This window comes from Salinimicrobium sp. TIG7-5_MAKvit, assembly GCF_049569215.1.
GTDB classification, from domain to species: domain Bacteria; phylum Bacteroidota; class Bacteroidia; order Flavobacteriales; family Flavobacteriaceae; genus Salinimicrobium; species Salinimicrobium profundisediminis.
On record NZ_CP145903.1, the window covers coordinates 914047 to 939164 of the forward strand.

At 43.8% G+C, this 25118-nt stretch carries 14 protein-coding genes; 2 read left to right on the forward strand and 12 right to left on the reverse strand.

Annotation, left to right across the window (positions count from 1 at the left end; all coding sequences use genetic code 11):
• Positions 1–17: 17 nt before the first annotated feature.
• The gene (locus tag V5739_RS04120) at positions 18–2612 is read left to right on the forward strand and encodes a glycoside hydrolase family 2 TIM barrel-domain containing protein (protein WP_423819763.1); all 2595 of its coding nucleotides are present in this window, start codon (positions 18–20) and stop codon (positions 2610–2612) included.
• A gap of 4 nt (positions 2613–2616) precedes the next feature.
• A complete protein-coding gene (locus V5739_RS04125) occupies positions 2617–3747 on the forward strand; it encodes a formylglycine-generating enzyme family protein (protein ID WP_423819764.1) in 1131 nt (376 codons plus the stop codon).
• Between the two features lie 108 nt (positions 3748–3855).
• Here the strand turns inward: V5739_RS04125 and V5739_RS04130 are convergent, their stop codons facing one another.
• From V5739_RS04130 to V5739_RS04185, 12 genes are all read right to left on the reverse strand, one after another.
• Positions 3856–5562, reverse strand: a complete 1707-nt coding sequence (locus tag V5739_RS04130; protein WP_423819765.1) for a sulfatase family protein — start codon at positions 5560–5562, stop codon at positions 3856–3858.
• 43 nt (positions 5563–5605) lie between these two features.
• Positions 5606–6808 (reverse strand): glycoside hydrolase family 172 protein, encoded by a 1203-nt coding sequence (locus V5739_RS04135; protein ID WP_423819766.1) that lies wholly within the window; start codon positions 6806–6808, stop codon positions 5606–5608.
• Positions 6809–6920: 112 nt separating this feature from the next.
• Positions 6921–9191 carry a beta-glucosidase BglX gene (gene bglX / locus V5739_RS04140; RefSeq protein WP_423819767.1) on the reverse strand — a complete coding sequence of 757 codons (2271 nt, stop codon included), beginning with the start codon at positions 9189–9191 and terminating at the stop codon, positions 6921–6923.
• A gap of 36 nt (positions 9192–9227) precedes the next feature.
• Entirely contained in the window at positions 9228–11033 is a 1806-nt protein-coding gene (locus V5739_RS04145) for a family 43 glycosylhydrolase (protein WP_423819768.1), read from the reverse strand.
• A 4-nt stretch (positions 11034–11037) separates the two neighbouring features.
• Positions 11038–11841 (reverse strand): prolyl oligopeptidase family serine peptidase, encoded by an 804-nt coding sequence (locus V5739_RS04150; RefSeq protein WP_423819769.1) that lies wholly within the window; start codon positions 11839–11841, stop codon positions 11038–11040.
• 51 nt (positions 11842–11892) lie between these two features.
• On the reverse strand, positions 11893–13269 hold the full coding sequence (locus V5739_RS04155) for a glucoamylase family protein (protein WP_423819770.1): 1377 nt from the start codon (positions 13267–13269) through the stop codon (positions 11893–11895).
• 17 nt (positions 13270–13286) lie between these two features.
• Positions 13287–14630 (reverse strand): glucoamylase family protein, encoded by a 1344-nt coding sequence (locus V5739_RS04160; protein WP_423819771.1) that lies wholly within the window; start codon positions 14628–14630, stop codon positions 13287–13289.
• Between the two features lie 73 nt (positions 14631–14703).
• Positions 14704–16416, reverse strand: coding sequence for a LamG-like jellyroll fold domain-containing protein (locus V5739_RS04165; protein WP_423819772.1), 1713 nt, complete (start codon positions 16414–16416; stop codon positions 14704–14706).
• Between the two features lie 2 nt (positions 16417–16418).
• A complete protein-coding gene (locus V5739_RS04170) occupies positions 16419–17996 on the reverse strand; it encodes a RagB/SusD family nutrient uptake outer membrane protein (RefSeq protein ID WP_423819774.1) in 1578 nt (525 codons plus the stop codon).
• 12 nt (positions 17997–18008) lie between these two features.
• Complete coding sequence (locus V5739_RS04175; protein WP_423819775.1) at positions 18009–21014, reverse strand: SusC/RagA family TonB-linked outer membrane protein; 3006 nt, start codon at positions 21012–21014, stop codon at positions 18009–18011.
• A gap of 207 nt (positions 21015–21221) precedes the next feature.
• Positions 21222–23969: a LuxR C-terminal-related transcriptional regulator gene (locus V5739_RS04180; RefSeq protein ID WP_423819776.1), complete on the reverse strand. Its 2748-nt coding sequence runs from the start codon at positions 23967–23969 to the stop codon at positions 21222–21224.
• Positions 23970–24138: 169 nt separating this feature from the next.
• On the reverse strand, positions 24139–25116 hold the full coding sequence (locus V5739_RS04185; protein WP_423819778.1) for a polyprenyl synthetase family protein: 978 nt from the start codon (positions 25114–25116) through the stop codon (positions 24139–24141).
• Positions 25117–25118 lie beyond the last annotated feature (2 nt).

A 25118-nucleotide genomic window follows, 5' to 3' on the forward strand; every position in this document is an offset into this window, starting at 1 on the left:
ATTTAAAAAGCCTTAAAATGAAAATCTTCACCTATCTTTTTTGCTTTTTCACATTTTTGGGCACGGCAATCGCCCAGCGACAGGTGCAAAGCCTTAATTCGGTCTGGCGTTTTTCTTCGGAAGTTCAGCCTGAGAAAATTGTGAATATCCCCCATACCTGGAATGCCGAAGATGCTTTTAAAGACGGAAAGGAATATTTCCGCGGAAAAGGCACATATAAAAAGACCCTCTTTGCCCCTCAAAAATGGCAAAATAAACAGGTGTTTCTGAAGTTTGAAGGTAGCAACCAGGTGACCGAAGTTTTTGTAAACGGTACTTCTGCCGGAAAACACATTGGCGGCTACACCGGATTTGTCATTGATATTTCTGAAGAATTGAAGTTGGCTTCCGAAAATGAGCTGAAAATAGTTGTTGACAACAGCCACGACACCAATATTCCGCCGCTGGATGCCGATTTCAATTTTTACGGCGGAATTTACCGCGATCTCGAATTAATTATCACCGATAAACTCCACTTTGAACTGGAAAATGCCGCTGCGGGCAATATTTTGGTTCGCACGCCCGAAGTTTCAGAAGAAAAAGCCCTGGTACAGGTAGAAGCCAAAGTGATCAATGACGGTGAAGCTTTCAGAAATGTCACTGTAGCATTAGAAATATTGGATCCCAATGCTAAAAAATTAAAAACCCTCACTAAAAAAGTCAGGCTAAAAGCAAAGGAGTCAAAAAATGTCATTTTTGAAACCTCAGTAAAAAACTCCGCCCTCTGGTCTCCCCAAGATCCGCAGCTTTACAGTTTTGAGATTAGTTTAGCGAGCGGAAATTCTTCGGAAAAGCTGGATGAATTCAGTTCTAAATTCGGATTTCGCAGGTTTGAAGCCGATCCCGAAAAAGGTTTTTTTCTGAATGGAAAACCTATCAAACTTATTGGTGCAAACCGACATCAGGATCTACAAGGACTGGGAAATGCGCTGCCCAATGCTATTCACAAGAGCGATTACAGGATGATCAAAGAAATGGGGGCGAATTTGGTGCGAACTGCTCATTACCCGCAAGACCCCGAAGTTTACAGGATCTGTGACGAGCTGGGGCTTATCGTGTGGTCTGAAGTGCCGGTAATCAATGATGTTACCGCGACAGACGAGTATCACAACGTGGCCCTGCAAATGCAGAAGGAGCAGATTCAGCAGTTTTTCAACCACCCTTCGGTGATCTTCTGGGGTTATATGAACGAGATCTTTATCAGGCTGGTTTTCAACAACGAAATGACGGAAAGCGAAAAAGAAGATAAAATTGAAACTTCTGTAGCCCTGGCCAAAAAGCTTGAAAAGCTCACCAAAGAACTCGATCCTCACCGGCTAAGTGTGATGGCCCTGCACGAAAATGAACTCTATAATACTTCGGGAATTGCCGATATCCCCGATGTGATTGGCTGGAACCTCTATTTTGGCTGGTATTCACCGGGACTTGAAAACTTCGGGAAATTTCTTGATGAGCAGCACGAACGCTATCCAAACCGGCCACTTATCATTTCGGAGTACGGGCCGGGCGCCGATGTGCGTATCCAGACAGAAGATCCAAAACCCTGGGATTACAGTGAGGCTTATCAACTAAAACTTCACCGCAGCTACATCAACCAGGTGCTTGCCCGCGATTATGTAGTAGGAATGGCGGCCTGGAATTTCGCCGATTTCGGTTCGTCTTTCAGGCAGGACGCCATGCCGTACATCAACCAAAAAGGCCTGCTGAATTTTGACCGCAGCAAAAAGGATATTTACTATTACTACCAGGCGAGACTGGTAGATGAACCCATGATCTATATAGCGGGTGAGAATTATGAACAAAAATTTCCGAAGAGCGAAAACCACAAAATCAGCATTCCTGTATTTTCAAATGCTGAAAGGGTGAGCCTAAGCATCAATGACAGTCTTAAAATTTCTTCGGAAGTAACCGACGGAATCTCATTTTTCGACCTAAAACTTCCCGAAGGAACTCACCGGCTCACCGCCACCACAGGCGACATCTCCTATTCCAGAACCATCCATGTGCTCCTCAGAAAAGACCTGCTGAAAAAACCCGAAACGCAAAATTTGACCATCAACGTGGGCACACATGTGAATTACAAAGATCCTGTAACAAAAGAAATCTGGATGAGCGACCAGCAGTATGAACCGGGCGGCTTTGGTTATGTGGGCGGTGAGGTATACCAGAAATCGGCTGCCAAGTTCCAGGGCACGGCTTCAGATATTCAGGGAACCGGGAATGACCCGCTGTTCCAAACCATGCGCGAAGGCATTGAAGCTTATAATTTCGATGTAGAAGCAGGTACCTACAGAGTCACCTTATTGTTTGCAGAACCCGAGTTCAATGCTTCCGAAGAGAACATTTACAACCTCAACACTTCCGAAGAAAAGAAACCGGAAGGAGTGCGGAGTTTTGATGTGAAGGTTAACGGAAAAATTGTTTCTGAAGACCTTAACCTTGCACGCGATTACGGCCGAATTCGCGCTGTAGAAATTTCTTACAACATCAAGACAGAAAAAGGGATTGCGATCGAATTTTCTGAAAATGCAGGAAAATCACTGCTTTCGGGGATTAAACTGGAAAAATTATAACTGAATGTTTGAATCAATTTTAAAACCCGGTTTCCAAAAATGGCATTTTAAATACACTTTTTGGAAGCTAAGCTACTGCGGAAAAATTATCCTGGCCACCGTGTTCCTTATTTCAACCGGCTGCCGCGAAAAAAATCCTGAAGAAGTCCGGGCGCTCACAGAAAAACCGGCAGACATAAAAACCCCGGACGGGATGGTTTGGATTCCCGGCGGGGAATTTAAGCAGGGCGCGATTGATAAAGATGCCATGGCCATGGAACACGAAAAACCGGCTCATCCCGTGATTGTAGACGGTTTTTTTATGGATGAAACCGAAGTAACCAACGCCGAATTCGCAAAATTTGTTGGAGCTACAGGTTATGTTACGCTTGCCGAAAGAAAAATTGATTGGAAAGAAGTGAAAAACCAATTCCCACCAGGAACTGAAAAACCTCATGATTCCCTGCTACAGCCCGGATCGCTGATTTTTAAAACCCCCGTGACCGAAGTGAAAAACCTTCACGACTTTTCCCAGTGGTGGCAGTGGAAAAACGGTGCAAACTGGCGACAGCCGTACGGCCCCGAAAGCAATATTGAAGGTAAAGAAGATTACCCCGTGGTACATATTGCTTATGAAGATGCCAAAGCTTATGCCGACTGGGCAGGGCGACGGCTTCCTACTGAAGCCGAGTGGGAATATGCTGCAAGAGGAGGTGCCAAAAATGTCATTTTTGGATGGGGAAATGACCGGGAGAAATTACCACAAATGGCAAATACATGGACAGGAAAATTCCCTGTGGAAAATGATTCTATTGACGGGTTTACCAGGATTGCGCCGGTAAAATCTTATCCTCCAAACGATTTTGGTCTTTATGAAATGGCCGGCAATGTTTGGGAGTACACTCAAGACTGGTACAACATTAACTATTACTACGACGCAAAGGAAGAAGGTGTGCAAAGGAATCCGCAGGGAGCCGTGCAGGCATTTAATCCTCACAATCCCCAGGTGCAGGAAAAGGTAATAAAAGGAGGTTCATTTTTATGCCACGCCTCTTACTGCGCCAGTTTTCGCCCTTCGGCCAGGATGCAAAATTCAATTGATTCCTCCCACGAACATGTGGGTTTCAGGACTGTTGTGACACCGGAAATGTTGTAAATTAATGGTTGGTAATCAGTGATTAGTATGCAGTAAATGAACAATTATACTATAGATTGACATAGAAAACACTATCCTGGTTCTTAATTCTGAACAGCGCGGCAGTCGTTATTCCATATTTTTTGGCACTTCCCCAGAACCATATTGCCGCACATAACCTTTATAGTTTCTCACTTCATCATCTGCAAGCCGTGCGAAATTGCGGTAAGCCTGCTCCACTTTTGCGGCCGGGGTCTGCGCAAATTCGGCGTTGGTTACCTTGTACCGGGTTTGTAAAGAATCTAGTGTTTCATGCAGTTCCTGCTGAATCTGAGCATAGCCGGGATCATCATAAACATTCCTGAGTTCCTGCGGGTCTTTCTCAAGATCGTATAGTTCCCATTGATCAATATCATCGTAAAAGTGCATTAATTTATATCTTTCTGTACGCACCCCATAATGCCGTTTTACCATGTGAAATGCAGGGAAGTCATAGTAATGATAATAAATAGCATTTCTGAAGTCGGCGCCCTTTTCCTGTTGCTTCAGGAGATTCCGAAGGGATTTTCCCTGCATTTCCGAAGGAATGTTTGCTTCAGCATAATCAAGGAAAGTAGGTGCGAAATCGAGGTTTTGCGTAAGCGCACTCACTTCTGAACCTGCCGGAATTTCTTTTGGATACTGCACCAGCAAAGGCATCGCAAGAGATTCTTCATACATAAAACGTTTGTCAAAAAAGCCTTTTTCACCCAGGTAAAAACCCTGATCGGTTGTGTAAACCACGATGGTATTATCGGCAAGTCCGTTTTCTTCGAGGTAATCCAAAATCTTTCCGACACCTTCATCTACCGAAGCCACCGTGGCAAGATAATCTCTCAAATACCGCTGAGCTTTCCACTCGGCCAAAGCTTTACCGGAAAGATCTGCTTCATGAAAAGCATCATTTTTGGGACGATAGGCATTGTTCCAGGCTTCCCGCTGTGCTTTGGTCATACGCACAAAATCGTTGGGCCAGGGATTGTGCCGCAGCGAATCACTTCCTTTTTCAACCGTCATCTTCAGGTCATGGCCTTCATACATATCTTCATAAATGGTTTGCAGCTGTTCTTGCGAAGCAATGGAACCTTCATGATTTGCAAAATAAGTATCGGGCAACGGGAAAGTAATAGAATCATACATATTTATATGGCGCAGCGCGGGCATCCAATTGCGATGTGGGGCTTTGTGCTGCACCATAAGCAGGAAAGGCTCGTCTTTTCCTGCATTTTGCTTTAGCCAGTCCAGTCCCATTTTAGTAATGATATCGGTCGCGTAGCCTTCAATCCTGGTGGTATCCTTGTCTTTAATAAAATCGGGATTGTAATAATTCCCCTGATCTACAAGGATATTCCACTGGTCAAAACCTTCGGGGGTACCGTGCAAATGCCATTTTCCGAAGAGCGCCGTATGATATCCGACTTCTTTTAAATACTTCGGAAGGGTTGGCTGCGTACCGTCAAATTTGTCCCCGTTCATCCTGAAGCCATTAAGATGACTATGTTTTCCTGTAAGAATAACCGCTCTGCTGGGGCCACAAATAGAATTCGTACAAAAGTTAGTATTGAACCTCGCGCCGTTCATGGCAATTCTGTCAATATTTGGAGTAGGTGCCAGCTTACTCAATGGATGGCCGTAAGCACTAATTGCCTGTGCTGCATGGTCATCGGTCATAATGAAGACAATATTTGGCCTTTTTGGCACCTCTGGCTGCGATTTTGGTTTTTTGCTGTTACAGGAGGTAAGGAGCCCCATCGCTAATAACAACAAGAGATTTAGCCTTAACTTTTCAATTCTCATTTCTATCATTTTTTGGTGTACCTGTATAACTTACTCTGCTATGCTAGTCTGAAAGATTTGCCGTTCGTACTTCCAGCGGTTGCAGTTGAGGCAGTGCTCCGCCTGGCCGGTCGAGGTAAAAATAAGCCGTGGCCGAAACATCATCGCTCCTGTAAAAGTTAGTCCATCCCTGCGGAAAATCTTCATCCCTTAAGTTCGGAACCGGATCTAGCTCCAGCAGTTTGGTAAAGTGCGGAAAATGGTCCACGCTTACAGGAATAAGCCTGGCACCATTGCTAACCAGTTCCTGCACCTTTTCTTTAGGTGCCCCGCCTATTTGCTGGATACTGACTTTAATATCCTCATAGAAAAAAACAGGATCGGGGATGTGATACCGGTAAAAAGCATAGGCGCCTTCTTCAACATCTACTATTGGGCTGCCTTGGAATTGATGGGTAAAAGTCCCCTGGCCGTAAGCGGTTCCCACATAATCTTCGGTTCCAGAACCTACCAGGCTGGGAAACTCGTTATCTCCATCAATGTGAATTTTAACTTCCCCTTCACCCCACCAGGTATCCTGGTAAAGTTCATTGGTGAATATCCCAATGTTGGTACCCAAAAAACGGCCTTTGCCTTCGATTTGTGGTAAAATAACAAAATCTTCGCCTAATTTGGTTTCAAGATCCCTGCTCCAGTATGCATGAAAATAGAGGATATCCTCTTCAAAATGGAATTTTTCAAGCAGATTTATTTCGTAAAATATTTGGTTCAGATCTTTTTGGGAATCGTTTGTGAGCCTAATAACAGCTTTTTCCTTAAAAGGCATGGGAATAAAACAGTTGAAGGAACGGCCTTCGGGATCGGCAAATAAAGCACTTTCAAAAGCCACTCTTGTACCCAGGCCAATTCCGAAGAAATCGCCCAGCGGGACCGATACGGCAGGGCGCTCTTCTCCATCCCAGAACATTTCGATCTTGAGCGACCTCAGCATTTGCGGGCTGCGGTCACTAATAGTGAGCCAGATCCTGTTCACAATGCCGCTGCCATTGAAATTCACCAAGTCAACGCTTTCACCGGCTTTCAACCTTTCAAAAGCATGGCCTTTGGCACTTCGGTTTTCCATTCCGCCGGCTCCTTTTTCAGCCTTTAGGTTTTCAAAGGTCACCCATTTTGTAGTAACCTGCTCCTTCGGCATTTTGTAAAGATCCTGACCCGCAACATTTGCCGACAAGATCAGAATAACCAGAAAATTGATTGCTCTTTTCATAAGCTTCAGTTTAAAATTAGGTTTTAAAATAGCCTGCCCGGATTGCCGCTAAAAAATAAAGCCCTGCTCTGCTTCCGCAGCAACAGGGCTCGGTAAATTTAATTCATTGGTATTATTCTACCACGGTAAATGTGCCGTCAAAATCACTGTTAGAGCTTCCTGCCACAAAGAAGTCAAATTCTCCCGGTTCATATACATATTCCAAAGACCCGTTATAAAACCTAAGATCGTTTACAGTGACCGGAAATTCCACAGTCATAGATTCTCCCGGTTTCAGCTCGATCTTTTTAAAAGCGATAAGTTGCTTTTTTGGAGGGGTAAGGCTTCTCACTTTGTCGTGAATATAAAGCTGTACAACTTCTTTACCTACTTTTTTCCCGGTGTTGGTCACGGTGGTGCTAATGATAATTTCTTCGTTTGCACGCAAAGTTTCGCTGCTGGCTTTACTTTTACCGTACTTAAAACTGGTGTAGCTCAACCCATAACCAAACGGCAACAGCGGGGAATTGACCACATCGAGGTAATTCGATTTAAACTTTTCAAATTCTTCTGTAGCAGCGGGTCTTCCGGTTATTCTTTCTCCGTAATACACAGGGATTTGCCCTACGTTTCTAGGCCAGCTCATGGTTAGTTTTCCTGAAGGGTTCACATCACCAAAAACCACATCGGCAATGGCGTTTCCGGCTTCCACACCCGGGTGCCAAACCTGCAGGATGCTTAGGGGCATCTCCATTTCTTCGGAAATATCAAGGGGGCGACCGCTCATGAGTACAAGAGCAACAGGCTTCCCGGTGGCAACGAGTTCCCTGATAAGCCTTTTTTGGCTCTCCGGAATCTGAATGTTGGTACGGCTGGCCGCTTCCCCACTCATTTCACTGGCTTCTCCTACCACAGCCACAATTACATCGGCAACTTTGGCAACTTTTAAGGCTTCCTGAAGCAATTTTTCGGGAGAGCGATCGGAAATCTCTACTTTGGGGCCAAATACATTTACTTTTTTCGCATAAGCCGTATCGTTGGTGATGTTCGCACCTTTAGCATAAGTGATTTTCGCCTTTGGCGCTACATTTTTAAAACCTTCAAGTACGGGAACCGAAAGTTTGAAGTCTCCGGTTGGAGCCCAGGTTCCAAGCATATTTGTTTGATCATCGGCCAACGGACCAATGAGTGCGATTTTTGCCTTTTTTGACACCGGTAGTACCTGGTTGTGATCTTTCAGCAAAACAAAAGACTGGGTTGCTGCACGACGTGCCAGCTGCCTGTTCCCTGCCGTCAAAATATCTTTTTCGGGCCTGCTTGCATCTGAATATCTGTAAGGATCATCAAGTAAACCTAATTTATGCTTGGCTTCAAGGATACGCCGGGCGGCAGTAGTGATCTCTTCTTCGGAAACCCTTCCTTCATCCACAGATTTTTTCAGAGTTGTTAAGAATCCTTCGCCAACCATGTCCATATCCAAACCTGCTTTTAAAGCCATTGCCGATACATCCTGAAGGTCACCCATTCCGTGGGCGATCATCTCATTTACCGAAGTATAATCTGAAACTACAAATCCGTCAAAGCCCCATCTTTCGCGAAGCAGGTCGGTAAGCAGCCATTTGTTCCCGCTTGCCGGCACTCCGTCAATATCGTTAAAAGAAGTCATCACACTTCCCACCCCGGCATCTACAGCGGCTTTGTAAGGCGGCAGGTATTCATTGAACATCTTGGTGCGGCTCATGTCTACGCGGTTATAATCGCGACCCCCTTCGGGGGCACCATACAGCGCAAGGTGTTTAACGGTTGCCATCATTGTTTGAGGTTGCGTAAGATCATCCTGCTGGTAACCTTCTACCATAGCTATCCCAATTTGAGAACCTAAATATGCATCTTCGCCGGCGCCTTCGGCTACACGGCCCCATCTTGGATCGCGGGAAATATCTACCATAGGAGAAAAGTTCCAGTTGATACCATCAGCAGTAGCTTCTTTAGCAGCTACTTTGGCTGTTTCTTTTATCAACTCCATATCCCAGCTGGAAGAAAGCCCCAGCGGAGTAGGAAAAGTTGTTTTGTAACCATGAATAACATCTGACCCGATAAGCAGCGGAATTCCCAGGCGCGAGTTCTTCACTGCAATTTCCTGGGCCTGGCGCACCCTCTCTGGACTCGACACTCCAAAGACACCACCTACCTGCCCGGCCTTGATCTTGGCCTCCACATCTTCACTCACTACAGATCCTGTGGCTATCCCGCCACCGGGAGTGAGCAGGTTGAGCTGGCCTATTTTTTCTTCTAAAGTCATTTGCTCCAGCAGGGCTTCCACCTGCGGGATTCTTTCCTGTGCCTGGAGATATGAAAGTCCCATAAAAAACAGAAATGCGACTGAAAGATTAATTTTTCTCATTCTTATATTCTTTAAAAATTATTGAATTGTCTTTTCTTACTTTACTTCCCGGATCTCAGTTCTTTCTGAAATCCCGTTCTCATTAAATGCTTCAATACTGAAGTAATACGTGGTACCCTTATCGAGATTCCGCATAAAATGTTCGTTTTCACCGTAGATCAACCACGACTGGTATAATTTATCGGGCGCTATTCCCCAGCGAATATTGTAGCCCTGGGCACCTTTCACCGGCTCCCACTTAAAGGCAGCATCTCTTCGGTCTTCCTGGCGGTTTATAGTAAAACCTTTGACTTTTGCCGGTTTCTTACCCAATCCTTTTCCAAACACCCTGATTTCAGAAAGAGCCAGGTTGTTCCCCGGAACTTCTATGTTGTTATAGCGCACGTATTTTGCCTTTACAGGCTCATTTAGCGGCAGGTAAGCGTTTGGCGCATCTATATAGCTGTTGCTCCTATCCACGACTGTTTTCCAGTCTTTTCCATTTTCTGAAACCTCAAGGGTAAACCTATGTCTTAAACTTTCGGTACGGGTATAAATGCCTGAGTCTTCATCATGAAAATTCAGCTGGAAAGCGTAAATATTTCCGGGAGCCAACATTTCTATCTCCACCCATTGTTCCCCATCATTGGCTTCAGCAACCCAGAAAGATTTAGGGCTTTCATCTGTAAGCACTTTAGAGATGATCTCTCCGTCGCTGTTCTTTTCGAGCGGCATTTCGGTGATGTCGTAATCGCCATCGGTAGAAGTACTTTTCCGAATCTGCTTTTGTGAGGAAGAAACTGTAGCTTTTCCTTTATAAGACAGCAGCATCCAGCCGGTATGTAGTCCTGCTTTGGTAGGATGGTTGGGCGCGTGCAGCGGATAATCTCCATAGCTGGTGTTGGTATACATCAAACCTTCATCATCAAAGTAAGTTGGCCACATAGCCAGCCGCCGCTCCCAGTGGGAATTGGAAGCCAGGGCCATAGTTGCAAAATGCCAGTACTGCCCATTGATTTCTTTCACAGTAATACCGTGACCGGCACCATTGGCGAACCCACCGGGCTTAAAACTGTAGGGGTTGTTCTTCATGTATTTGAAGGGACCCAGCGGGGTTTCACCAACGTAGGCAGCATCGGCATATACATTGAATTGGGTGCCCGGCGCAGCATACTGCAGGTAATATTTACCTTTGTGTTTTGTCATGGAGGCACCTTCCATATATCCTTCCTTTAAGGTTGGATGGAAATTATTTTCACCAAATCGCTCCCAGCCGTGCTCTTCTTCAACCAGGTTGATCAATTCTTTTTCCACCCCGGTTTCAAGAAAACGATCGTCTTTATTTAACATCTTCACCTTAAACGGGTAAACATTTGAAGAACCCCAGTAGAGATAGGCCTTGCCGTCATCATCTATGAACAATTCGGAATCCTGGATGTCGCTGGTAATGGACGCTGTGGGCGTCCAGTTACCGCTTTTGGGATCATCGGTGTATAAAATACTACCGTAGCCCGCAGGATCACCGGCGAAATAAACCAGCGAATCTTTGTAATTAAAAGCGGTGGGCGCATTGGAGCCTTCAAAAAACCACTGTTTTGGTTTAATGAATTCCCAGTTAACCAGATCTTTGGAATACCAGTAGCCAAAGGAGCGGGTAACAAACATGTAATATTCCCCTCGGAACTCGATCACCGCCGGGTCTGCCCCCGAACGATAAGAAATATTTTTGCTGGAATTATAAACCATATAAGAGTAGTCAATATCCAGCGGATTGATATAGGTTTTAGGCACTACTTCCTGCGAGTGCGCAAAAAAGCTGAAGAATACGACTACTGCTGTGGTAATGTAGGGTAAGCCTTTCATTTATCTAATCATTTTTTTGGTGAGAGAATAACCACGGCAGCAGGTAAGGTTCAGAAAAAGCCGAATCCCAGCTGTTGTGGTTATCATGTGGATAAAGAGAGAGTTTTGCGTTACCGCCGGCAGTGTTGATCTCGCGAGCCATGGTTTTAGAAAATTCGGCAGGAACTACATTGTCTTCTTCACCGTGAAAAATCCAGATATTAAAACCTTCAGGGTATTTCTTAACTATGCCGGGATCGGCGCCGCCACAAATGGCAAAAGCAGCAGCAAAGGTTTCAGGCATTCTGGAAAGGATCTCGTAGGTTCCCATTCCCCCCATTGAAAGTCCGCCCACATAAATGCTGTTCTTATCGATATAATCTTCCGAAGTAACAGAATTCAGAAGAGCCATCACCAAATGTAGGGCTTTGGTAGGCTCCTCCTCATTCTTAAAGCTAAATTCAAAAGGGGTTTTGTTTCGGTCAACCTCCACTTTTGCCCAATAATCATCTTTTGGGGCCTGCGGAAAAATAACAATAGCCGGAAAGTCTTCCCTGTTTGCCTTTTTCAGGAACAAATCGCTCCCGTGCACGAGTTGCGCTTCATTATCGCTTCCCCTTTCCCCCGCGCCGTGCAAAAATAGCACTACAGGATACTCTTTTTCTTCGGAAAAGTTCTTCGGAAAGAGAATGCGATAGTTTAAAGTGTCGTTTTGCTGAATAAATTGCTTTTTTTGAAACTCTAACCGCTCCTGGGCGCTTCCTGAAGCTGAAATAAGCATGAAAAAGCCTGCGAACAGAAGAAAAGTAAGGGAAATGTTATTTTTCATAGTTGTAATATTTAAAGCTGACAGGTCTTAAAAAACCCTATCCTAAAAATGTCATTTTTGGATGGTAAAATCCAGTTTTTTCAAGCCTTCCTGAATTTCGGGAGCCTGCATAAAAAGATCCCAAATCAATCCAGATCGATAGTTCTCGATCATGACCACCTGCGGCCCCTGGTCTATTGCAAGGTAATAAGGTGCCACCCAATCTTCGCCCTCAAGGCTGTAGGCATCATAAAATCCTGCCGGGCCCCACAACAACTCATGTTGATCTTCATAAAAATACCTCATAGCATCCAAAGATTTCTCTGGGGTGTAAGGGAGAGAACTAATGGCCGCAGTTGGCGAAACCACGCCACGGTCATCATCAGGTGAGTGTGCAGAATATCCTATACCGTCGTCTTCATTTCTCGTGTAGCTGGCGGTAAGGCCCCAGGAATTTTCACTGTATGTTTCAAAATCTTTCGGATTTTCTAGGGCATATTCATAATTGATGAGGCTGTGGTTTACATTAACATCCCAGTAATTGGCGTACCTATCGCTTAAGCCCTTCGGATTTAACCCAAGGTAGGAATAATGTGCCCAGAAAAGTGGACCACCCCTACTTCCGGAAGTGTTGTGCTTCAGAATAAGCGGTAGGCCGTAAGCTTCTTCATCAGAAACAATATCACCGCCCCTGGCCCAGCCCTCGTGATAGGCTGCAGGTTCAATTGCGTGGCCTGGTGACGCCGCCGCCATGATATAGGTGATCAAACATTCGTTATAACCTTCTATCATAAAGTCCATCTCCCATTCATACACAGGCGACCAGTGCCAGTAGATCCCGTTCTTGTTATTGGTGTACCAGTTCCATTCGATACCTTTCCAGAGGTCGTCGTACTTTTTGGCTACGGCCTGTTCTGCTTCAGTGCCATTTTTGAGATACTCTCTCACCACAATAAATCCCTGTGCGAGAAAGGAAGTTTCCACAATATCCCCGCCATTATCTTTTTTTCCGAAGGCCTGGGTGTCGCCGGTCTCCCCGTTGATCCAATGCGGCCATGCGCCATGGAACCTCGGAGTTTTGTCAAGAAAATCTGCAATCTTGTTTAGTCGGGCAACGGCAGAATCCCGAGGGATGAAATTCCTTTCCATTCCTGCCACTATAGCCATGAGCCCAAAGCCTGAGCCGCCGGTAGTGACCACATGCGAGTCATTTCGTGGGTAATTGCCATCGGGATGAAAGCGCTCGCGGGCCATGCCGCTGTTGGGTTCGGCATAATCCCAAAAATATTTTAGGGTTTGCTTTTGCACGGTATCCAAAAGTGCCTCTTTTGACAGACTTTTTTGCTGAGATTTATCAGCTGCAAGCTCCTGCTCCTTTGTCTGGCCTTCTTTACAGCCCGCAATTAAAAGTAGTAGTAAAATAGCCAGTACAGAATATTGTTTCAGCATTTAATTGTTTTTGTGATTTAGTAGGTAAATCCAAGTTTATCAAGTCCCGCCTGAATTTCTTCATTCGCCATAAATAGCCTCCACGGAAGCCCGGTGCGGTAATTCTCGATCATGGCTACTATAGGCCCCTGATCTATGGCCAGGTACCCGTTAGAAAACCAGTTGTGTTCTTCAGAAAAAGCGTCATAAAATCCATATTCGCCCCAGAGTTCATCATTCAAATCTTCATAAAAATGCCGCAGCGCAGCCATAGATTTTTCCGGAGTATAGGGAAAAGAAGACAAAGCCGCAGTTGGTGTAATGACTCCTAAATCGTTTGTAGGGCTGTGCGCGGCGTAGCCCTCATGATTATCGGAAGCTGTAAGGCCCCAGGAATTCTCGCCATAGCCTTCAAAATTCTTCGGATTGCGAACCGCGTATTCATAATTGATAAGGGTATGATTGGTATTTTGCTGCCAGTAATTGGCGTACTGATCTTCCAGGTTACGCGGGTCTAAACCAATGAAGGAATAGTGGCTGAAAAATAGCGGTCCGCCGTAAGATGGCCCCAGGGGCAGGTTTAGGCCGTAATGGTTCCTGCCAGTGACCATACTCCCGTTTGAAGCCCAACCATTGGTATAGACTTCCGTAGAAATTGGGTGCGTTGGTGATGAAGCGGCTAAAACGTAAACAATTAAAGATTCGTTCCAGCCTTTAATGGGAAGGCCAATCTCAAATTTATAAGAAGGCGACCAGTGCCAGTAAAGCACATTCTGCCCGTTTGTGTACCAATCCCAATCTACATTTTCCCATAAAGTGGTAATTCGATCATCAATTTGGGCATCGTCAAAATATTCACGGTTAATTAACAGGCCCTGCATCAAAAATGCAGTTTCCACAAGATCACCGCCGTTATCCAAGTTGCTAAAAGGTCTTGTCTTAGCAGTATTCCCCATGTACCAGTGAGAAAATGCCCCGTGATAGGTTGGCACCTCCTCCAGGAAACTCAAAATTTTATCTAGCCTACCTAAGGCTTCAGCTTCACTAATCCAGCCGCGTTCTACCGCCGTGGGAAATGATGCCAGACCAAAACCTGTGCCCCCGGTGGTGACTATATGCGGGGCATCGCCGCCATAGGCATCATTTTGAGACCTTTCGCGGGCCATGCCGCTGTTGGGTTCGGCAAAATCCCAGAAATAATTGAAAGTGCGCTCCTGCACCAGGTCCAGCAGTTCTTCATCGGTCAATTGTGGTACCGGTTCTTCGCCGTTACCAGGGTCAGGAATGTAGGGTTCCTGATATCCCGGTCCCGAATCATCTGAACATGCAAGGAAAAGCACGACAATATTCAGCAGGGAAAAGTATTTTAGAAGACTTTTCATTTAGTAGGAGTTTGTAAATATTTTTTTTTGACACTCCTCAAAAATGCCATTTTTGAGGAGTGTCAAAGCTTGATCAATTATTCATATCGGCTTCAATTTCCTCTTCTGTTAGCGCAACCCGGTAGAAACGCAGGTCGTCTATAGCACTTTGATCGGAAAGGTGATTCCATTCTACGAAACGCGGAGCACCAGACATTACCGAAACAAGATCGGCACCGGTCCAGTCAACCCCTCCGGTAACGGGAGCTTCGGTTGCAAGTTCTCCATTGATGTAGATCCTGCTTTTGTTTTCGGTAATCACGAATCCGATATGCACCCATTCCCCGGCCGCCGGATCTATCAATCCGCCGTCATTCCAGCTATTCCCGTTTCCGGTTCCCACACTTGCTTTTATTCGCTGACTGTCGCCAGATGCTTCCCTAAATAACTGAAAGCCTTTGGTGAGGTTATTTTTATTGGCCCCTTCAGGATTTACGGCACTAATGGAAATTATACCCGCACGATCTGGGCTGGCATTGACCTTGTACCAGAAAGTGGCACTAAACTCTTCGCTTAACAGGTTTTGAGAAGGGAAGGTCAAATAAGCTCCATCAGCTCCTTTTAAAGCTTCACTTCCTTCTTTAGCATCCTGCGTAAACTGAGGAGACCCAACCACATTAATGCTTCGGCCGGAGACCTGTTCGTTATAATTCCCGTCAAAAGGCAGGTAAAGGGAAATATCTTCGGAAGGAGGGTTCACCATCAGGCTTACTTCTTCCGCAGTCATTGCTTCATCAAAGATCCTTAACTCATCGATAAGACTTGTATCTGAATTATGGCCCCAGCCGCTAAAGTTTAACCCTGAGCCTATCACAAGGTTTTCAACACCTGTCCAATCTATAGCAACATTATCAACCGTAGTAGCTCTTACGAGTACACCATTAAAATAAATTGCTGTTCCTGTTGGGGAAACCGTAACGGTAATATGCGTCCATTCAGGTTCTACGGTAGAAATAGTACCACCATCATTCCAGATATCACTCTCACCGGTACCTACATTTAACTTCACTACCTGGGCATCGGCGCCAGCAGGTTCTCTAAATAACCTGAAGCCCTGATTTCTATCACTATCATCGGTCGCTGTTAAAATTCCCGCTCTCTCTGTGCTGGGATCTATTTTGTACCAGAAAGCAAGAGTAAATTCATCTTCAAGCCCTGCAAGAGGTATAGTGAGGTAAGAATCTACAGCTCCCTCATAGGAGCCTGTTCCTTCTTTGGCCTCATCTGAGAATCCGGGGTCTCCAACCTGAGTGGGCTCTTCCAGCTCTATAAGCTCCATAAAGCTTTTATCAAAAGCCATGTAGAATATCTCGTTTTCAAAAACAGGGGTATATGGAGGTTCTTTACTGAAGGTTGTAGTTTGTACGGTCTCTTTACCTTCAATATCTGTAGCCTTCACGGTGACTGTATGCTCACCCATTGAAAGCCCTTCAAAAGTGACCTTTTTGAGTGCTATACGGTAATCGGTGAATTCGGTGAAGGTTTCTACCTCCTGTCCATCTACAAGAACCACGATCTCCTGGATCTCTATGTCATCTTCAACCGCAAGATCTATGGTAATATTAGAAAGCTCTGAAGCTTCTTTGATCACGGTTCCCTGCTGGGGGTATTTTATATTGACTTGTGGAGCTCCTTCATCCTGCCCGGGTTCTACCCTTGTGATAGGATCAATCCCTTCGCGCTCACAACCTGCCAAGATAAACAAGAAGGCAAGAAAGCCAAAAATTCTGATATTTAAATTTTTCATTTTTACCTGTTTAAAGTTGATAATACATCATTAAGTGCCGTATTAGTATCTACATTGGTAGCTTCTAAAGGTAAGGCGTCAACCTGTGCCTGTGGGTAAGGCAGGTACTCATCGGCGGCGGTGAATGTTCTGCCATCGTAGCTTAGTTCCTGATATTTGTCAAGACGAATCATATCGTAATACCTTATTCCCCATTCCATAGCGAGTTCGGCAAATTTTTCATCGAGCACCTGTTCTGTAGTAACTCCTGAAAGTGGCGACATATCTGCACGTTCCCTCACCAGGTTTACAGCCTCATCGGCAGGAATTGCTGTAGCACTGGCACCCCTGGTCACTGCTTCGGCATACATGAGCAGGATCTCGGCATATCTTATCACGATAAAGTTCTTACCGGCACCGTAGTTATTACGCCCATCGGTAAGCTGCACAGAGGGCAGGTAATGTTTACCACTGGCAAAATTTGCTCTTACATAATTGTTGATCACATCATCGGAAGGTGTCACATTGCTAACAAACGCAGGGATGGTATAACCCTCTGCCTGAAGTTCTGCAATCCCTTCGGGAGTGAATAACACGCTGGTTTCAAGACGTACGGTTTCATTCCTGTCAATCATAAAGCCAATAAACTTGTTGCTTGGCTCATAGAATCCCCATCCAGCCTCGGCGTTGTCTCTCGCAGGATCCCAGTTTTGTGGCCCAAAAGGTGCATAAAGGTGGTAAAAAGCCTCTCCCGACTCAGACCCATAATCTGAATATTGAAACTCAAGTAAACTTTCATTGCTCAATTCTCCCGGCTTCTTAAACAGCTGATAAAAATCGGGGTAAAGAGAAAACAAACCTGAATGTATAATAGCACCTGTAGCATTGGCCACGCCCTGGTAATTCTGAAGTTCCTGTTCAGCAAGGGCTTTCATAGCATAAGCGGTGTAACGGGTAATTCCCCCTTGAAGATCTGTACGTTGGTTTGGTCTTGCATCTGGAAGAAGCGGTATCACCTCATCCATCTCATTAGAGATAAACTGCATCACTTCATCTTTTGTCGCTACTCCCTGTTCCAGTTCGGCTTCAGGTTGATTTGAAGTAATGATGAAAATATCTTCCCAGTTCCTGGCAAGATTGAAATGAAGCCATGCTCTTATTACCTTGATTTCAGCAATGTATTGCTCACCACGGGCAAAATCTGTTTCGTTGGCGTATTCCATGAAATTCTCGATCTGCAAGATGGCAGTATTCATGTTGATGATGTCATTGTAATGAGAATTCCATACCTGGTTGTACATCCAGAAATCTTTATTGTAATTAAAAAGATCGGTTTCGGTATAAAGAGGCTGGTCACCCAACCCTCCGGAATTTACATCATCACCACGAACCCCCAATAGCAAAGGTTCTTCCCAGCCAAGACTGCTAATTTCATAATAGGCACCAATTAGAGGGTCTATCATTTGGCTGGCATCGGTATAATCAATGTCTCCTGTATTGAGCTGACCTTCCTGTGTATCGAGTTTATCGGAACAGGAGCTTACTGCCAGTGCCAAAACCAGTACAGAAAGACGGATAAATATATTTTTTGAAGTTTTCATTTCGTCTGTCAATTAAAATTTAACATTTATTCCCACTGTATAGATTGATGGCACCGGATAGGTTTGTCTATCTACACCATCGGGCACTTCAGGAGTAAATCCGTTATAGTCGAAGAAAGAGAAAGGCCTTTCAGCAGTAACATATACCCGCATCCATGGTAAATCTTCCTGTTCTACAGTATAGCCCAGTTGTATGGTTTGAATTCTGAAGAAATCTCCATCCTCAACCCAAAAATCACTTAGGCGCTGGTTCCATGCCTTGCGCATTCCTGCAGCAGAAGGATAGGTATTACTTGTGCCTTCCCCATGCCACCTGTTAATGGCAAGATCGGCATCCATATTGGTATCATTGGTAAAAATAATTTCCCCTCTTCTTCTGTTAAGGATTTTATTCCCGGCCTGGCCGTAAAAGCTCATGGAAAAATCTAAAGCTTTGTAGTTCATTGCAATATTTCCTCCGTAAGTGAAATCGGGCAGGAATGATCCTAACACAACTCTGTCTTCATCGGTAATCATGCCGTCGTTGTTTTGATCTCTGTATATAAGATCTCCGGGAACAAGGTTATTACTTACTGCAATAGGATCTGCATCGATTTGCGCCTGGTTTTGATAAACCCCCACTCTTTCATAGCCATAGAACCCAAAAAGAGGACCGCCTTCAATAGTTCTTTGACGAAATTCTGCCGATCCGGAATCAATGTACCCTCTATCGTCTTCAATTTGAGTAGCTTCATTTTTAAGAGTGGTGAAGTTTGCTCCTATAGAAAATTCAAAATCTTCTCCAATGTTTCCGAAATAGTTAGCGCTAAGTTCAAGACCCTGATTTCTAATCACACCAGAATTCCTGTCAATACTCGCATCTACAATAGGAATATATACAGGTAAAATAGCATTTTCGGTATCCCTGATGTAATAATCGGCAGTTAGAGACAACCTGTTTTCCAGAACTTCAAGATCAACCCCAAAGTTAAGTTCTTCTATGACCTCCCAGGTGTTATTTGAAAAAACACTGGTAGAGACAATTCCTGTGCGCGGGTTATCGCCAAAGGGCGCAGAAACAACATCAATAGTATTAGAACCGGCACTGGCAGCAACATTGTCATTACCAAGTTTACCCCAGGCAGCACGTAATTTCAGAAAATCAATTACGCCTACATTATCCATAAAATTTTCTTCGGAAATTACCCAACCTAAACCAACTGAAGGGAAATAACCCCATGGATCAAGTGTAAATTTGGAAGATCCGTCGGCCCTGAAGGTTCCATAAAGCAGGTACCTGTCCATAAAGCTGTAGGAAACCCTTCCAAAATAGGACATTCCGTAATATCTTTTTCCTATTTCTTTCACGTTATTATTGAAAGACTCGGGATCGGCAAAATCTAAGTACCAGCTCGACTCCAGGCCTATACCCCTGATTCTTTCTCCGGTTACTTCAAGCTCATTTACAGCCTCATCTCTAAAAGAAGTACCTACCATAGCCGTAAACCTGTGGTCGCCAATCTGGTCTTTATAGGTTAAAACATTATCCCAGTACTGGTTGGAGAAAGAGTTGTTTTCCCTCTTTATTGAAGATTGAACCTCATAGTTGTTCCCCAGGGTATATGGAAGGTTCACATAACGCTCTTCTAAAGCCGAGAAGTTATGACTGTAAGTGGTCTTTATATCCAACTTATCTTCAATAATTTCATATTGAAAATCCATAGTAGCCAACAACTTCCTGATCTTTAGACGATCTTCATTGAATTTGGTGATTGGAAGCGGGTTTTGGGTATTCCTGTAACCCAAAAGCTGGGCATTGGCATATCTCACAGGCGAAGCTGCCGTGTTAAGAGGGTCAATAACCGGAAGGATGGGCACCGCGAAATATGCATTAAACCAGGCCGCATTATCGGGCTGAAACTGGGTTGCATTACTAAAAACCATGTTCACGCTGGTTTTAAACCTGTCGGTAATATCAACATCCATCTTAGAACGAATATTGAATCTTTCATACTCATTCTTCATGTCGAGGATACCTTCCTGTGCAAAGTAGTTGGCACCAACCGAATAGGTTACGTTATCTCCCCCTCCCGAAACGCCAATACTGTGACTTTGGATAAGGCCTTCTCTCAAAATCTCATCATACCAGTCGGTATTCACATCGGGAACATTGGGGTTAACCCTGCTACGCCCAAAGCGTTGCATGGCATTAAGAACGAACTGGATATCGGCTTGTGAGCCTGACTCGTACACCATAGTGGTAAACTGCTCGGTATTAGCCATTTTAACCACATCCTGAGCCCTCTGCACCCCGGTATAACCATCATATTCAAACTGGGGCTTCTGGTTTATACGACCAGATTTGGTCTCTACAATAATCACCCCGTTTGCAGCTCTCACCCCGTAAATGGCTGAAGAAGAGGCATCTTTTAAAACGTTGATAGATTTGATGTCTTTTGTACTTAAAAAGTCAATGTTGTCATAAAGGGCACCATCAACAACATAAAGAACATTAGTACCACTTGTGTAAGTACCTAAACCTCTCACCCGCACGTTAGGCGAATTACCCGGAGATCCTACAGAAGTGATTTGCACCCCTGCCACTTTTCCCTGTAATGACTGCATGACGTTTGAAGTTGGTGTCTTTTCTATTTCTTCAGACTCAATAGTAACAATAGAACCGGTAAGATCGGCTTTTCTCTGGGTACCATAACCAACTACCACTACCTCGTCAAGGGCAGCAGCGTCTTCCTCTAAAGTAATCTGATAGTCATTAGTCCCAACCACTGGTAATTCCTGAGGTTTAAATCCCAGGAAAGTAACTCTGAAGGTATCACCTTCAACCACTCCTTCGAGAACAAAATTCCCGTCGAAGTCGGTAATGTCAAAAATATTCTTCCCAATCACCTTCACCTCCGCACCCGGTAAAGGCATACCATCGGAACCAACAATGGTTCCCGAAATAGTTTTTGGTTGTTGAGCAAAGCCTATTCCGCAGAACAGGAGAGCTACAAATGTGAGTAATAATCTAATTTTCATAGGGTAAACCGTTTACAAAATTCAACATGAAAGTACATTACAACCCCGTTACCCGAAAACGTTATAGTACACAATCGCTACATCAAAGGCAAATACTCATAAAGGTACTGTTTTTAAGCAACTTACGAGCATCATGAAGTAATATTTAAATCAAAAAATTAAAATATGATGTAGTAATGATGTAGTGGTTTTTGGACTTTTTACAGGCTATTTAAAGTTGGCAATTAACCAGTTCGTGAGGTTTTCTGAAGTATCTACATTTATTTTCTTTCTAAGCCTGTACCTGTGTACTTCAACCCCCCTAACACTTATCCCCATTAAAGGTGCAATTTCCTTTGAAGTGAGATTCATCTTGAGGTAGGCACAAAGTTTAAGATCTCTATTACTTAAGTTTGGAAATTTACTTAGTAAATCTCTGAAGAAATCTTCATGTAGCTCATTAAAATTAGTTTCAAAGACTTTCCACTCATCATCATTCTGTACGGCATTATTTATCTTATTCATTATGTGTTTAAGCCGGTACTGATTTGAAAATTTTGCTTTGTCTTTATTCAATTCCCCCTGTATCTGCATAAGAACTTCATTCTTCTTTGCAGCGATCACGGTAGAATTTGCCAGCTCTTTGCGCTTCATATTAATCTCATTAATAAGCTGCTCCTTCTCAAGCTTGTTCATTCTCTCTTCATGCTCCTTTTGATACCTGACCTTGAGTATCTTTCTATGTTGCTGAAGTTTCAGCTTATTTATATAGTAGATGAGCACAACCAGCATCAACAAAGACAGGAGGTACAACACCTTCATGTAATCTTTTAAATACCATGGAGGATCTACCACAAACCTGAAAGCACTAAATACCGAAGCTTTTTGCTGAGATCCCACGGCTGTTAACCTCAGCTCATACTGGTCGTATGGTAAATTCTGAAACTGAATCTTTCCTTCCTGCACTTCCCCTCGCACGGCAGCCGTATTATTCCCCACGAGTTCGTATTCCATTCCCACAGCATCCGAAACGGGTAAACCGGTAAGAATGGTCACCTCCCTTGCCTGTTTGGAGGGAATATGGGGAATAATATTAAGGTCATAGTAATTAGTCCCGTCGTACAGCTTCTGCACTACCGGTGTACTCAAAAATTCCCGGGAACTAAAATCCTTTAACTCATTAAGATTAAGCTTGGCAAAACCGTCGTGGAGGGTGATGTAGTAAATGGAATCGTTCAGCTTTATGAGCCGCTCATTTTTCTTTACGGTACGCTTGTTTAACATCCCTGCCGTTACCAGGATCTTATCATCCTTAAAATTTGTGACGGTTAAAAGATTCTTTTCGGAATCCATGAACCAGAAATATTTACCATCCTGTCCTAAAAGCCTTTTGCCTTCATATTCCTGCCATTCAGATAATAATTCGAGGTTTTGCGTAAAGGGATTATAGTGGTACCACTCTCCACTAGTAAAAGCAACAATTTGCCCATTTACCCTGTACAGTTCAGCTTCCTGCTTCCCTACACCGGTTGACGCGCTTATTTTCTTTACAGAAGTAATACTGTCGCCTTCACTGTTTAGGCCTACCCTGTAGATACCTTCATAAGAATCTGTCACCCAGAGGGTAGAATTATTCTCTAGCAGCATCTGCTTTACAGGAAAGTCTATTCCCTTAAGGCGCTGCACTTCTTCGGTATTTTCATTAAAAAGATCTATTCCCGTGTAACTTCCTATGAAAAATCTTTTATTACCATTCTTTAAGATTTGGAAACTTCCTGTACGCCTGTCGATAGGCACAAAACGGTCATTTACAATTTTAAAAGTTCCGTTGTTATGGTTACTGTACATCACCCCGTCGTGAACCTCCAGATTCCAGGAATGACCTTCGGCCCCCTCCAGTAATTCTATCTTCTCATCATTCATCCTGAAAACGCCGGTATTACTGGCGAGATAAAGATCGTCACCCTTAAAATTTAAATCATATACAGAACCCAATTCTCCACTTTCATCGGTAAAGAACCTAAAAGGAGAATATATATCAACGACATCAATCCCATTATCAAGCCCCAACCAGATTTTACCTTTATTTTGGGCCATGGCAAGAACAGTGTTATTTTGAAGGCCGTCCCACCTGTTATACGAGAAGATTTCACCGGTACCTTCATTAAACTGAATAATGCCATATTTAAGTGTTCCAATTAGAATTTCCCCTGAAGAAAGAGATAATACATGGTTGAGCTCATACTGCTGAAGCTCCTCCTGAAGTCCTTTATCAACCAGCCTTCGAATATTTTCACCGTCAAAAAGAAAGATATCGTCCTTTAAGCCAATTAACAATTCATCCCCATGTACAATAAGTTCTCTTACAACCCCATCTTTTAGAACTTCCTGGTTGGGCAATGGCTCCATTTCTCCGCTACTATTTAAGTAAAAGAGCCCGGAATCTCCTGTCGCCACCACAAGCCTGTCCTTATAGATCTCCATTTGATTGACGTTCACCCTTTGCACAGGAGTGATTTTATCATTTTCATAACGATAAACTGCTCCAAAAGACCTGAAATAAATAGCATCTTTATGTGCAATAATTTCCCAGAACTCCTCACTCTGCAGTTCATATTCGCCCAAAAGGGGAATAAGGGAAGTATAACACATATCACCCCTGGTATCTCTTTCCCAGTACCCAAATTCCCGGTAAGAACCTGTGTAGATCTTTCCTTTATGAGGAAGCACAGATCTTATAACCGCCCGGTTCTCGAGATCAAATAATTCCCATCGCTGCCCGTCAAAAGATAAGAGGCCCTGGTTATTCGCGACATAAATCACTCCGCTTTCATCAAGTGCAATATCCCAATTCTGGCTGGCCGCCTTATAACTAAAAGAAGAGTAGTTATGTATAGGTGGAGAAAGCTCTTGTGCTGTAGTAGATGTAAATGATAAAATAATGATTACCAATACATTAAATCGAAATATTTCCATAGCAAAAAAAATATTTGAGCAAGTAATGAGTAAGTACTTTTAATGCATAAAAGTACAATTTTTTTCCTTCTGGTATATCAGAACCAATCCACTGAAAAATGGAAATGTATTTCTACCTTAACAAAAAAGATGATGGAGAGATTTAAAAAGATTTTAGAAAACCTGGAAGTTACTTTTTACGTTCAATAACGTAGTTTACCATGAGGATGAGAGAATCCTTATATGGAGAAGGAGGATATTCTTCGAGCATAGTCAATGCTTCTTGTTGAAATGCCTGCATTTTTGAAACAGCGTATTTAAGACCTCCTTTTTCTTTTACAAAATCAATGACTTCTCTTACCCGTTTCGCATCCTTATTATGGTTTTTCACCGAGTTGATGACCCAGGCTTTTTCTTTTGCCGAAATTTTATTTAAGACATGTATCAATGGCAGCGTCATTTTTTGCTCTTTAATGTCTATCCCTGTGGGTTTGCCTATACGTTCATTGCCGTAATCGAACAGGTCATCTTTTATTTGAAAAGCCATTCCTATAAGCTCCCCAAAATGCCTCATCCTTTCTACCTCTTTAGAATCGGGTTGAACAGAGGCAGCTCCAAGGCTACAACAGGCCGCAATTAAGGTGGCTGTCTTTTGCCTAATGATTTCGTAGTAGATCTCTTCAGTGATATCGAGGCGGCGGGCTTTTTCTATTTGTAGCAGTTCCCCTTCACTCATTTCCCTTACAGCAACCGAGATGATCTTAAGAAGATCAAAATCATTGTTATCTATAGACAGCAAAAGACCTTTTGAAAGTAGATAATCTCCTACCAGAACGGCAATTTTATTCTTCCAGAGTGCATTTATGGAAAAGAAGCCACGACGGCGGTTGGAATCGTCTACAACATCATCGTGAACAAGAGTAGCGGTATGGATCAATTCAATTACCGAAGCCCCCCTGTAGGTGCGTTCGTTCACCTTCCCATCTGCAACCATTTTGGCCACGAGAAAAACGAACATAGGGCGCATTTGTTTGCCCTTTCGGTTTACAATAAAGTGCGTGATCCGGTTTAGCAAGGCCACTTTTGAAGACATCGACTGAGTGAACTTCTTTTCAAAAAGTTCCATCTCCTTCTCTACCGGCAGCTTTATTTTAGAAATTACCTTCATTA

Bases quoted from the DNA above. Each gene is read 5' to 3' on its own strand.
- V5739_RS04135 (WP_423819766.1), bottom strand. From the start codon at position 6,808: ATGAAAAGAGCAATCAATTTTCTGGTTATTCTGATCTTGTCGGCAAAT.
- V5739_RS04155 (WP_423819770.1), bottom strand. From the start codon at position 13,269: ATGCTGAAACAATATTCTGTACTGGCTATTTTACTACTACTTTTAATT.
- V5739_RS04185 (WP_423819778.1), bottom strand. From the start codon at position 25,116: ATGAAGGTAATTTCTAAAATAAAGCTGCCGGTAGAGAAGGAGATGGAA.
- V5739_RS04165 (WP_423819772.1), bottom strand. From the start codon at position 16,416: ATGAAAAATTTAAATATCAGAATTTTTGGCTTTCTTGCCTTCTTGTTT.
- bglX (WP_423819767.1), bottom strand. From the start codon at position 9,191: ATGAGAAAAATTAATCTTTCAGTCGCATTTCTGTTTTTTATGGGACTT.
- V5739_RS04130 (WP_423819765.1), bottom strand. From the start codon at position 5,562: ATGAGAATTGAAAAGTTAAGGCTAAATCTCTTGTTGTTATTAGCGATG.
- V5739_RS04120 (WP_423819763.1), top strand. From the start codon at position 18: ATGAAAATCTTCACCTATCTTTTTTGCTTTTTCACATTTTTGGGCACG.
- V5739_RS04170 (WP_423819774.1), bottom strand. From the start codon at position 17,996: ATGAAAACTTCAAAAAATATATTTATCCGTCTTTCTGTACTGGTTTTG.
- V5739_RS04150 (WP_423819769.1), bottom strand. From the start codon at position 11,841: ATGAAAAATAACATTTCCCTTACTTTTCTTCTGTTCGCAGGCTTTTTC.
- V5739_RS04180 (WP_423819776.1), bottom strand. From the start codon at position 23,969: ATGGAAATATTTCGATTTAATGTATTGGTAATCATTATTTTATCATTT.
- V5739_RS04145 (WP_423819768.1), bottom strand. From the start codon at position 11,033: ATGAAAGGCTTACCCTACATTACCACAGCAGTAGTCGTATTCTTCAGC.
- V5739_RS04125 (WP_423819764.1), top strand. From the start codon at position 2,617: ATGTTTGAATCAATTTTAAAACCCGGTTTCCAAAAATGGCATTTTAAA.
- V5739_RS04175 (WP_423819775.1), bottom strand. From the start codon at position 21,014: ATGAAAATTAGATTATTACTCACATTTGTAGCTCTCCTGTTCTGCGGA.
- V5739_RS04160 (WP_423819771.1), bottom strand. From the start codon at position 14,630: ATGAAAAGTCTTCTAAAATACTTTTCCCTGCTGAATATTGTCGTGCTT.